This window comes from Amedibacillus sp. YH-ame10, from assembly GCF_053848885.1.
Genome location: NZ_JBSPFA010000009.1, coordinates 80,147 through 92,918, shown reverse-complemented (window position 1 = coordinate 92,918; position 12,772 = coordinate 80,147). Strand labels below are relative to the sequence as shown.

Annotated in this window: 10 protein-coding genes; 2 read left to right on the top strand and 8 right to left on the bottom strand. The window is 29.7% G+C overall.

The window, feature by feature from the left end; all coding sequences use genetic code 11:
• Both ACWG42_RS05475 and ACWG42_RS05470 read left to right on the top strand, forming a co-directional pair.
• Positions 1-289: transposase (locus tag ACWG42_RS05475; protein WP_455790665.1), on the top strand; the 289-nt coding region annotated here is incomplete at its 5' end.
• The gene (locus ACWG42_RS05470; protein ID WP_455790664.1) at positions 253-771 is read left to right on the top strand and encodes a transposase; all 519 of its coding nucleotides are present in this window, start codon (positions 253-255) and stop codon (positions 769-771) included. The genes ACWG42_RS05475 and ACWG42_RS05470, both read left to right, overlap by 37 nt.
• A 543-nt stretch (positions 772-1,314) precedes the next feature.
• Here ACWG42_RS05470 and ACWG42_RS05465 read toward each other — a convergent pair.
• From ACWG42_RS05465 to xerA, 8 genes are all read right to left on the bottom strand, one after another.
• Entirely contained in the window at positions 1,315-2,985 is a 1,671-nt protein-coding gene (locus ACWG42_RS05465) for an AIPR family protein (RefSeq protein ID WP_455790663.1), read from the bottom strand.
• Position 2,986: 1 nt separating this feature from the next.
• On the bottom strand, positions 2,987-4,051 hold the full coding sequence (locus tag ACWG42_RS05460) for an FRG domain-containing protein (protein WP_455790662.1): 1,065 nt from the start codon (positions 4,049-4,051) through the stop codon (positions 2,987-2,989).
• A gap of 227 nt (positions 4,052-4,278) precedes the next feature.
• Positions 4,279-4,560 carry a hypothetical protein gene (locus ACWG42_RS05455; protein ID WP_455790661.1) on the bottom strand — a complete coding sequence of 94 codons (282 nt, stop codon included), beginning with the start codon at positions 4,558-4,560 and terminating at the stop codon, positions 4,279-4,281.
• The gene (locus ACWG42_RS05450) at positions 4,553-6,694 is read right to left on the bottom strand and encodes a hypothetical protein (protein WP_455790660.1); all 2,142 of its coding nucleotides are present in this window, start codon (positions 6,692-6,694) and stop codon (positions 4,553-4,555) included. Before ACWG42_RS05450 ends, ACWG42_RS05455 begins: the two co-directional genes overlap by 8 nt.
• Positions 6,684-9,776 (bottom strand): type I restriction endonuclease subunit R, encoded by a 3,093-nt coding sequence (locus tag ACWG42_RS05445; RefSeq protein WP_455790658.1) that lies wholly within the window; start codon positions 9,774-9,776, stop codon positions 6,684-6,686. Before ACWG42_RS05445 ends, ACWG42_RS05450 begins: the two co-directional genes overlap by 11 nt.
• Positions 9,777-9,788: 12 nt before the next feature.
• Positions 9,789-10,529, bottom strand: a complete 741-nt coding sequence (locus ACWG42_RS05440; RefSeq protein ID WP_455790656.1) for a DUF6602 domain-containing protein — start codon at positions 10,527-10,529, stop codon at positions 9,789-9,791.
• 52 nt (positions 10,530-10,581) lie between these two features.
• Entirely contained in the window at positions 10,582-11,691 is a 1,110-nt protein-coding gene (locus ACWG42_RS05435; RefSeq protein ID WP_455790655.1) for a restriction endonuclease subunit S, read from the bottom strand.
• 12 nt (positions 11,692-11,703) lie between these two features.
• Positions 11,704-12,690, bottom strand: coding sequence for a site-specific tyrosine recombinase/integron integrase (gene xerA / locus ACWG42_RS05430; RefSeq protein WP_455790654.1), 987 nt, complete (start codon positions 12,688-12,690; stop codon positions 11,704-11,706).
• Positions 12,691-12,772 lie beyond the last annotated feature (82 nt).

Genomic DNA, 12,772 nt, shown 5'->3' with positions numbered 1-12,772 from the left:
TACTCGATTCAAAGTAGATTTACTTCGCTATTTTGATGCGATCCCTATGGAAGAAAGAAATAATGTTAAATATGTCTGTATAGATATGTGGGAGCCTTATAAAGACGTAATCAATCGACGTTTGAGGTCTGCGTTAGTTTTAATTGATAGTTTTCATGTAGTCGAACATTTAACGAAAGATTTTACATCTTTACGTATTCGTATTATGAATCAATATGAAATTAATTCGAATGAGTATTACCTTTTAAAAAAATGGAATTGGTTGCTTATAAAAAATCTATTGAATTAGACAATCAAGCTAAATTTAATCATCGATTAAAAAGGTATGTAAATCTAAGGAATTTGCTCAACCTCCAACTAGAAATATCTCAAGAGCTTCATAAAGCATATGATCTAATGAATCGTTATCTATCTTTCAATGATTTAGCTACAGAAAATAATTGTAGAATTCAACTAAATGAGATTATTCATGATTTTATTTTGGCAGACATCCCTGAGTATTCCGAATTTATTACTTTACTTCAAAATTGGAAGGAAGAGATTATTAATTCTTTTACACGAGTGGATGGAAAAAGAATATCAAATGGACCTATGGAGTCTTTGAATGGAAGAATAGATAAATTAGAGGCAAATGCAAATGGTGTTAAAAATTATAAACGATTCAGGAATAGAACAATTTTTTGTTTTAATAAAACTGTTCAATATAAATTGACCGCTAAATATAAAACAAACAAATTAGAAGGAGCAAAGCGCGGTCATTATAAAAAATAAAAATCTAGATTAATTGGCAAAGAAAAAGGCATATCATTACAAAAGGACGTGCCTTCTTGACCCTACGAAAGTTTATAGGTACCCCTTCACTCTACAAAAGTTTAGAGGCTATTTTTTTAATTCCCTATGAAAGTTTAGAGGGCCATTAAAATAATCAAATATTATTTGATCGGCACAAAGGCGCGTAATCTTATGACTACACGCCTTTATAAACACATAATTTTATATAACAATTCCACACTATTTCTTAAAAACTAAACACTTAAACAGTTATAGTCTTTCCACACATTTTTATAGCATATCCTCGCAATTTTTTATAGATTCATTTTTAAAGCGCCCTTTTAGTCCAGCTAAGTGATTACACTTCATTCAAGCGTAATTGTGATCTTCTTTTTACACTTCACGCTTGCTTTTACTTCTTAGTGGTGTTCAACTTGACGCATGCATGCGAACTGTGAAGACACTTTTTCGACCCACATAGATACATATCAATCAAAGTGCGTAATCCACATAACTTCAATAAATCATTGGTGCATGATTAACTTAATTATCTATTTTAAAATATGTTATTAACTGACTTTTAAATCCATCATGATCATTTAACTTTTTATATAACGTATCATTTTTAAAGTCATTCGAACTCAATTGTCTTATATTATTATTTTCAACACTTTTTATTACCAACTGAATATATTTTCCAATTATATTATATAAACTCTCGTTTATTTTTGTTATATCGTACTGAAAATTTGTATAATCTGAGTTTTCTCCATTTAACACTACAATAACATATGCAGCAAAATAATAACGACCATTTTTTAATATTACGTTAATATTTTCATCTTTTGCAACATTACAACAATCTGTCTTCGAATAATTGTTATATACATTGATCAAAGCAATACAAAAGTTAACTGGTTTGAAGATTTTATCAAAAATATCTGACATATTTTGATCTTTAATTGCTTCACAATTAAAAATTTCTTCCACTATTTCCTGTGTTGACTTTGTTCTTGCCGCACTTGGTTTTTGAAAATAGTATGCCATACAAGCTCGCGCTAGATCAGATATGCTACATACATATGAATTAAGCGTTTCTTCTCCTCTTTTAGAAACATAAAAATGATACGGATCTTTACAGTTTTTACATAATTGATTTATCTCAAGAATATGAGGATTCGTGTAGGCGATATCCTCAATAGTAATAGGCTTTTGTCTGTTTAACGAAATGCTAATATCATCTAACATATGCTTACAATCTGCTTTATCCTCTTTTAAACATACTACTCTCAATAATACTTTTGCCAATCGCTTTGCTCGTTCTACATCTGTTTCATTGCTAGTTTCACTCAAAAAGAAATTAGCTGCTGTAGAAATTGTTTGTGCACCATTAATGATAGATATATCTCCATCGTTGAAATATTGAAAAGCAATACTATTTTGCTTATTTAAATTAAAATGCTGTTTATCTTTTACAATAATTGTAATTCCGTTGTTTAAATACCAAAATGCCTCTGGTTGCTCATTTAAAGTTTTCGTTATATTACTTTCCACATCTAATACATCTCTTATTTTATAGCGTACATTTTTACTAAATAAAGAATCACTTACATGATCATACATATTAACAATATCATATAAATTAGCAGTAAATACATATGAGTTTATACTATTAGGGAAGGTATGATCAGGTAACCCGCTGTACTCTTCCTTTCTATATGGCATAGATATAGACAATAAGCGACTGTCTATTCCAACTGTAAATTCGTGTAAATTAGTTTGACTATCCTGTATTACATAATATGCAATATTAGTCACACTTTTACAACCAAATGCTTTTTTTGCCCATGTTCTGATATTACTTACCCATTGCTCCGCTTTCACTTTTTGACTATGCTTACTTACAAATACAACTAAATAATACAGATCGAAATTATTTTCTTCATTGCCTATCTTGCACATCTTCTCAATATTGATTTTCAATTCACCCAAACCCTGATCAGAACAATCATCTAGTCTAAAAAACGCTACATAGTTATCGTTTTCACTTAAGTTAAGATCATGATAAGTAACGATTTTCTTAATATTCAAGTTCTTTTGCGCCTGTGCCATAGTGGTCTTTTTTTTATTTTTGTCTTCGAACTGAAATTTTTTTTCTTCTAAAAACTGTTCCATTAACCTACTTGATTTATTACCTTTGACATTTAAACCCATCTTATAATCCTCCATTATGAATTTCTAGATCGTTTACAGAAAGTTCTATTGTATTTCCGTGCAAAGTATAAATCGAATCATTTATCCGATGCAATCCTTTGTGATATGAAGCAATCAATTCTTTGGTAGCTTCCTCATCCAAATGCTTCGTTATCTCTTCAAATCCATGCTTATAAACAAGGATCTTCTCTTCTATATCTTGAACATCTTCGTATGTTAGATCACTTATATTATTGATCATATCTTCAATGCTATGTATTAGTTTATTGAATCCATCTGAAAATAGGTGCATTTCATTCTCCTCATTAAAATCATTTGTGTATAATTTTGTACTTTTTTCAATGATTACATCTACACAATTCATACCCTCAGGATAAATAGATCCTGTATGGATACCAAAAAAGCGATTTAATTCCAACCTTATTGTTTTCTTACTATTTTTCGGTATTATTATTTTATCATAAATGTATTCTGAAATTGGTGTAAATTCATCACCTTGAAAAAGGATAAAAGCCCCTTGTTGTGCAATGATCCTATTATTAGCTTTAATATGATCAATTAATTTATGATTTAATTGAAATGCTTTATTTTCCCATAACCATTTCTTGTCTTTACCCCGTGTAACAATACTATCAAATAAACTTTCCATATTGTGACCTAAAGCACAATACATTTGCTCAAAATCAAAAATATACACTATACCATCTTTATCATCATCTTCCGTTACACGTTTTGTAAAATATGGTGTAACAGCAAAATATAATGCAGACAGGGCGTTATAAGAAACATCAAGTAATCTACTTGGAAACCCTCCATGTTGAGCATCAACCGCTTTCATCAGATATGAATGCCCTTTCGTCCACTTGTCTGCAGCCATTTCATCTAAAATATTTTTTTCAAAGAATGGATTATTTTTCATGTAGTTCATTCTAAATAAATTCGGTTGACAAGCAGTAGAAAAAATTTGATTTTCGCCTCGATACACCACTATATCTTCGTCTTTATATTCATCTCTGACTATTTCTATTAGTTTTAAATAATCAGATACGTGTTGAATTTCACTCATATATAACCTCCTGTAAACTATTAAATACTACGGATTTTACCATATAGAAAATTGAGTAGTTTAATATTTATCAAGTTTATAACTTGCTTCTTACTCCCACTCTTCATCACCGATTAAATACTAAATATTTTTGTTTAAGTTTAAAAACGTTTTACTTTTATTTCTTAATTACATTATACATTTTCTAAGTGATAATGCAATGGGATAGTATCAAAATGGTATCATACTTACTTTATTTCTTTTGGGAAAGATGTTTGTATTGCAGATAATTCCGCATTTAAATCTTTTACATATTTTGCTGATACGTCAGCATACAAATCAGTTCTTCCTTGTGCATCAAAAACTAGTTGAACATCCTCTTCTTTTATAAGATTTAATAAACCGACAAAAAAAGCTTTTAGTTCATCGCTATTATCCGAAGTTAAATCAAGTTTAATAGGACTGTCAAATTGTAAAACTAAATACTCTTTTTCATCATTTGTTTCGAGCAAAACGTTTACTTTATTCATATAAGTATCCTCTTTCTTCATATGCTTCAATACCACCTTCAAGGTATTTAATACTTTGTTCTTTCCAACTCAATTTATCATCTGAGTTTTCAATATTAAGTAATTCATTTGTAAACATACTGCCTACGTATGTAGTATAAATATCGTTACTGCATAATTTTAATATACTATTTACAGGTCTACTTCTAACGGAAATATTTCCATCATGCGTAGCAATGACAACAATTTTTTTTGAGGCTCCTAATGACTTTACAAGCGGTACAATATTTTGCTCTATATAAACACTTCCTAGACTTAACTCAGGTTCATCAATTAAAAAAATTGCTTCCTCTTGTTTTTTTAATAATTCAAATTGCAATGCAAGAATTGCTTTCTCTCCCTTTGAGGGGTTATAAGCTTTATCAGATAAATAGAATCCTTTTTTCACAAACATAAACGATTCAATATTTTCAATTTTCTTATCAGAACATAGTTCGGAGAATTTTTCTATTTTGTCCTTAACACTTAAATCCAAAAAAGAATTTTTCAACCCATCACAATAGACTATAAAATTTTTAAGAGCAGTTTTCATACCTTTGATTAGTATATACTCCTTATATTTTTCATAATTTTCTAAATTAATAAAACCTACTAATTCCTTAATAAACCCTTGGCCCTTATCACCTATATTACCAATATATTTCTTCGGCATTTCTATGATATCTTCATTTAAAATATTTAATACTTTTTTAGCGTTCAATTCTAATAAAATTCTATTTTTTGCAAACGCACTTAACCCAGTTTCGGTCGGCAATACTGGTGCCCCAACACATTCTGCAACATACCTATTTAATTTTTCAATAGTTAAATCAATTAGTTTATTACTTTGTTGTTCAATCCATTCACCACGCATTAATTTATAATTCTCATTTTTCAGGAACTCTAATTGCTCTATTATTTCATTCTGTTTTTCAGGATATTTAATCGCTATTTCAAAACCAGGAAAAATCTTTAAGAAATCTGAAATGCTTTTATATTCTTTTTGAAGTTTATCTAGCTTTGTTAAATCAAAGCTATGATTCTTAGATATCGTTAATATTTTCATTTTTTTCTTCTTTTTATTTCTAGATTCATGCATAAAATAATCTCTATAATCTGATAACGGAGTTGGAACTATATCTAAAAACTGTACCATTTCTTTAATTTCTTTTTTGCAATCACTAGTGGATATTGATGAATAATTATATTGATTTGCATCTACCTCCAATATTTTTTTGAACCAATTATCTTTTTCTCCACCTTCATAATATACAGGAATTATACTTTTCTCAGTTATATAATAATCATTTAATGATTTTAGTATCTCACTCTTTCCGCTACCTTTATCTCCGAATATAATATTCACATCTTTATATATGGGAATTATAAATGAATTTTCTTTTTTACTTTGATTACCATATACCTTTATATTTTCTTCGAATTCTCCTTGTATCAAATCATTGATAATATCAGTATCCTTTTCTAAAAATTTAATAAAATTGTTAAAACCCCGTATAGGAAATTTTAATTCTCCAAAATGAGATTTTTCATATTCATCCCATATTTGAACATCACTACCAATAACAGCACGTTGATTTGAACAGTGAAGAACCCCTATTGTTGTTAGATCACTAGGCTCTTTTAGTAGCCTTCTTTTATCATCAATAATAGATTCAAAATAAATCAAATCATCATAAGGTAGTTCTTTATCTTTACAGTAATGCGCGATATAAACTACATCATTTAATATAAATGCAGATAACATATCATCTATACTAATACTAAAGATGTTCACATCTTTATCTTTTAAAATATCATCTACAACACAAGCAAACTCATCAATTTGAGTTGGATTACAGATTACAATTACATGTCCAACTTTATTCGTTGGACCAATAACATCTAGTTCAATTCCTGGCCAAACTTCACAAAAAGATTCAACACTTTCTTTAAAATCTCTATACTGATTCACATCAAATAAATTATGATTAGTTATTGCAACAATTTCAACTCCTGCTTCTAATATTTTTTCACTAAATTTTTCTTTATCAACTTCTCTAGTTTTTTTATCTCCAACCTTAACTTTTCTTGTATGACAGTGGAAATCAATTAACATAATATTTATCCTCCAACTCTTCCAGATTCACGTCATTATCTGCCCACAATTCACATTGAACCATAACCGTTTGTACTGCATCTTCCATACCTTCTGGTGGATATCTGTGATGTTTTAATAGTTTTTTGATTAGCATTCGCATTTTTGCTCTAGCGGAATCACGCTTCTGCCAATCTATTGTTTTATTTTTTCTTAAAGTGTCTGCCAACTCTTTTGTTAACTCAATCAATTCTTCATTTTCATAAAAATCCTTAATTGCTCTTGGTTTTGTTAGTGCATCATAAAATGCTAGTTCATCTGCTGTTAATCCTAATTGGTTTCCTTCTTCATTAGCTGTAGCAATTTGCTTGGCAAGATTTAATAATTCTTGAATAACTTCTTCATTTGTAATCATTCCATTCAAGTAGTTATTTAGTGCTCTTTGAATAACTTCGCTAAACTTTTCAGACTTGACCACATTAGTTCTTCGATATATGGAAACTTGATCAGCAATCAATTTTTTAAGCAGTTCAACAGCTAAGTTTTTTTCTTTCATTTTAGCAACTTCATCTAAGAACTTTGGATCAAACAATGAAAATTCTTCCTTAATATCAGAAAATAAATTTATTACTCCATCACTTTTAATACTTTGTCTTAGCAACTCATTGATACATGCATTCATTTCTGGCAAAGATATTTTCTTTCCTACACCCGTATTCATTAGTCTCAAAACCAAAACACGTACAGCATCAAAGAAAGCCGCTTCAAAACGCAACGATTCCTCAACCAACGAAGAACATAATGATAAAGCTTGATGTAAAAGAAGTGCTTCTTTTAGGAAAGTTTCTTTTATTTCCTTTTTATTTATATCAACTATAAAATTTACAGCACTACTAATTGTTCTTGCTCTTTCTAATTCTGTTCCATCTTCAAATTTTGAGTAATCAAATCCAAAAAACAAATCTCTACAAATCGATAATTTTTCAAGGAATTTAGGTAATGCAACCTTTGCAACATCTGTATCTCCATAATTCTTTTTATCTCTTGTAGTATAATCATTCATCGCCTGCTTTAAAGCAGCTGCTATACCTACATAATCAACAACAAGACCACCCGTTTTATCTTCAAACACACGGTTAACACGTGCAATTGCTTGCATTAAGTTGTGACCATACATTGGTTTATAAACATACATTGTTGCCAATGAAGGTACATCAAATCCTGTCAACCACATATCGACTACAATTGCAATTTTTAATGGACTTTTATTATCTTTAAATTTCTTAGCTAGCAAATCTTTTTTGCTTTTATTACCAATTATTTCACGCCATTCTTCGCGATCAGCATTAGTCGCAGTCATAACAACTGCAACCTTTTCGTCCCATGTTGGTCGCAACTCTAAGATGCGTTTATAAATTTTCATAGCTGTTGTCCGTGAGTAAGCTACAATCATCGCTTTCCCTGTAAGTAAATTTTCTCGGTTATTCTCATAATGTTCTAAAATATCATCTACTAAGGAATTAACTGTACTATCCGCACCCAATATTTCATCAATTTTGCCAAGCTGCTTTTTACTTTTTTCAATAACCTCTGGATCCGCGTTATTTGCCATTAATTCATATTCACTATCAATAAGTTGAAGTGTTTGTTGATCTAATTTTAAATTAACAACTCTACTTTCGTAATATACAGGACGTGTTGCATCATCTTCAACTGCTTGTGTCATATCATAAATATCAATATAATCACCAAACACTTCACGTGTACTTCTGTCTTTAGAAGAAATAGGCGTACCTGTAAAACCAATGTAAGTAGCATTAGGTAGGCTATTTCTAATTAATCTTGCAGTCCCAATAACTTTTGTAGCTATCTTTTCTCCCTCTTCATTAACTTCCATTTTTATTTTTTCGCTTAGGCCATATTGTCCACGATGGGCTTCATCAGCCATAACAATAATATTTCTTCTATCTGACAATGCTTTATCATATTCTTCGAACTTTTGCATTGTTGTAAAAATAATTCCATTTGCTTGTCTACCATCCAATAAACTTCTTAAATGTTCTCTACTCTCTGCTTGGACTGGTGTTTGCCTTAAAAAATCTTTACACTTTGCAAACTGACCAAATAATTGATCATCCAAATCATTTCTATCCGTTATCACAACAATTGTAGGACTTTTTAATGTCTTCTGTAGTAAGTGCGTATAAAACACCATAGATAAGGATTTTCCACTTCCTTGGGTATGCCAAAACACCCCACCTTTTCCATCTGTAACTGTTGCATTCTGCGTCGAAACAATTGCTTTTTTAACAGCAAAATATTGATGATATCCAGCTAGGATTTTGATTTTATCTTTTCCATCATTAGAAAAGCAAATGAAATTCTTTATAATATCAAGAAGTCTTTCTTTTTGAAACATTCCTACAAAAAAAGTATCAAAGTCAGCAAACTGAGTATTTTCATAACTACCATCAACTGTTTTCCATTTCATAAACCGATCTTCACCGCTTGTAATCGTTCCAGCCTTATTTGTTATTTGATCACTCATAACACATATAGTATTATAAATAAACATAGAAGGAATTTCTTTCATATAATTTCTCAGTTGCCGGTATGCTTCAGAAGCATCTGTTTCTTCCCGTGAAGGCGATTTGAGTTCAATCAGTACAAGTGGTAATCCATTTATAAATAAAATGATATCAGGACGTTTTTCGCTATTTTCTATAAAAGTCCATTGATTAGATACTATAAATGAATTATTATTAGGGGTATTATAATCAACAAGATACACAATAGAAGATTTTTCTTCTCCACCATTAAAATAACTTACAGTAATTCCATTTTGTAGATAGTCTGTAAAAATAAGATTCTTATAAACCAATTCACCATTCTCAGTATTTTTCAATTTGTTAATTGCTTCAAGTATTGCATCATATGGTAAGTTTCTATTTATATTAATTAAAGAGTTTTCAAATACGTCATCATATAACGGACTCTGAAAATTCCTTTCTATATTAGGGCCATAAATATATTCATAACCCATCTTTTGAAATAGTTCAATTACTGATTCTTCATAATTCGATTCCGTGTAAGTTGTTGACATAAAAATCCTCCTCTAATCAATATTAATATCAAACCGATGTAGTCTATGTGCTTCTTTCCCCTCATCTATTGGATAAAGGGATTGTCTCATAACATTTGATAACTCTATTCCTAATTGTTGATAAACACTTTCAACTAAATTTGAAATAAAATATCCAAATGATAAATCAGGAATATTATAAAATCCGTATTCTTTTTGATTGTTCACCAAAGATATTTCCCAATACTTCATGAAATAACTCTTTCCAAAAGCGATATTATTAATATATCCTACATTGTAATTTAAACTTTCTACAAGGTTTTTATTTAATGCAGGATTTTCAAACGAAAAACCGTTTTCGTAACTAAAGATACCATTAAAAATATGATTACCTATCAATCTACCATTTTCATGTGCTTTTTTTACTACTTCTCTAATCTCATTTGACTTAAATTTTGTTTTAACTTCTATAATACCTAATACACTCTCTTTAGGAGCAACAACAAAATCTGCTTTTTTAAATAATAATGGAAAATCATTTTTATAAATGATAATGTCAATTTGTGTAGATATCATATCATTCATATCAATTACAAATCCAGTGCCAACGGAAACTGACTTAGGTAAAAACTCTTTTATGGTTTCAGCCAAGATTATTTCTTTATATCTACCATCCTCTCCCCAATGATGATCGTCTATAAAATTTCTAACTCTATCTTTAGAAGAAATTAACTCATCTGAAATAGATTTTCTATAATTTCTATAATCCGGCATATTTATCCTCTCCTTTTCAGGTTTTTTACGTTATAAACAATAATTTAGTGACTTAAAGGTCTATGTCGGATACATCAAGTTCACCAGACATTAGTTTAGGTAATAAAGTATCACGAATAATCGCAAGATTTTCAGACTGCTTTATATTTTCTCGCATAGCAATGTACATAGGCTGAACAACTTTCTCAAATCTTTGGAGCGTTTCAGTATCTGGAATATAAAGTTGCATAGCATTTAGTATGTTTGTAGTCATACTTGGAACGGCAGAACCAGCATTAAGAGAAGCAAGGGCAAGACTCTTAACAAAATGGAATATAAACTTTGCTATATTGGGTAAAAGCATTTCTGTATAAAACATTGTATCCACAGACCAAAATGCTTCGTTCACATACATAACATTATTAAGTGTTCCTTTACGCGGAATCAATACAGATTCTCCGATGTATAATGGTTTTTCGACATAACGCATTATTCCGCCAGAACCATATACCGGATAAACACCATCATCCAGTTTTTTATGGTCTTTTCCATACTTAATTGTAATGAGATCAGACAATTGTCCCACCGTCCATTGTGATTTGCGATTATTAATGAAAAACTCAGTGTAAACAGCTTGTACCTGCTCTTCTAAATTATTGTTTATCGCTATATTATTAGATATTTTACTTTCTATTGAAGACAAAATGGACACAATTTTATTTTGAATCTTTTTATCAGGTAATTTTACAGGTATTTGTGATAATTCTGAATCGAAAGTTATTTGTGGAAATGTTCCTGATCGTGTCTCCGCTAAATGTTGTAAATTCGAAATCACATGATTGGATTTTAATATAGCAAATAAGAATTTCGGATTTACTAAATCTTTATTTGCTCTTAAAACCATTAATTTAGTAGATGCAATATAGTTATTGGTCTCTGAAAAATCTATATATGCATACCGTTCATTCGCAGGTCTTATTTCAGAATATAAAATGTCATCCTTTTCGAATGTTTTCTTAAATTGGCCTTTTAAATTCTTATTCTTAACCTTAATATTATTGGTTATTACACCTTTATAAACATCAGAAGTGTTAATTAAAATCACTTCTGAATCCTTACCTTTATATGATATTGAAACCGATTTACAAAGTTCTCCAATTACTGTGTCTTTCCATTCAGTCATATAATTACCTCCTTATCCTATATATCTTTTGTGTGCAATCTTTACATTGCTTTGTTTTACCATTGCATATTGCAGTGTTGTATCAATTTTTTGATGTCCTAACAATTTTTGAAGCTGTTCAATTGGCATTCCTTTATCTATTGCTTTAGTTGCGAGTGTCCTCCTAAATTTATGAGGATGCACCTTACCTATATTAAGTTTTTTTCCTATTTCTCTTACTCTAGTTTCAATACCACCAATACTTATTCTTTGGTATGGAGATTTCAACGAAACAAACAAGGCTTTATTATCATCAGTTCTACTATCTAAGTAATTTTGTAAATGGATTTTAGTTCTGGCATCAAAGTAAACAACTCTTTCTTTATCGCCTTTTCCAAATACTACACATTCACGTTCATTAAAGTTAATATCTTCCCTGTTTAATAAAACTAATTCACCTACACGCATTCCTGTTGATGCTAATATATCAATCAACGCTAAATCTCTTATACTTTCACAGCTGTCTCTCATAAGTTCTAAGGATTCATCTGAATATGTTTCTTTTATTGTAGAGGCCGATTTTACTTTATGTATTCTTCTTACTGGACTTTTGACAATGTAATCCTCATCCTCTAGCCAAGAGAAGAAACTGGACAATATTCTTCTTATATTATCAATGGTAACTCTACTTGATTTATTTTGCTCCTGATAATCTGTTAAATATTTTCTTAAATCGTTAGTTGTAATATGTTTTATATTCAAATTCAATACTTTAAGAACATTATCTATTGTTGCTTTATAATATTTCAAGGATTTTTCTGAACATCCCTCTAGTCTTTTTGCTGATAAGAACAAATCAATATAATTCACTTCAATAACACTTGTTTCATCTAATGGCTTATCTGTAATACCATAAGTACTTAATACTTCATCTAGAACATCTTTTAGTTTATTAATTTGCTTATCATCTAAAAGAGGTATCATTTCTTGTAAAATTTCATTTTTCAATAATTCTTTCATAGCTTTATTCTCCTTTTTAATGAGAACAACTATGGAGTGGATGTTCTAGTTTTACTCTTGCCACTCACAAGAGTTTTCTAAT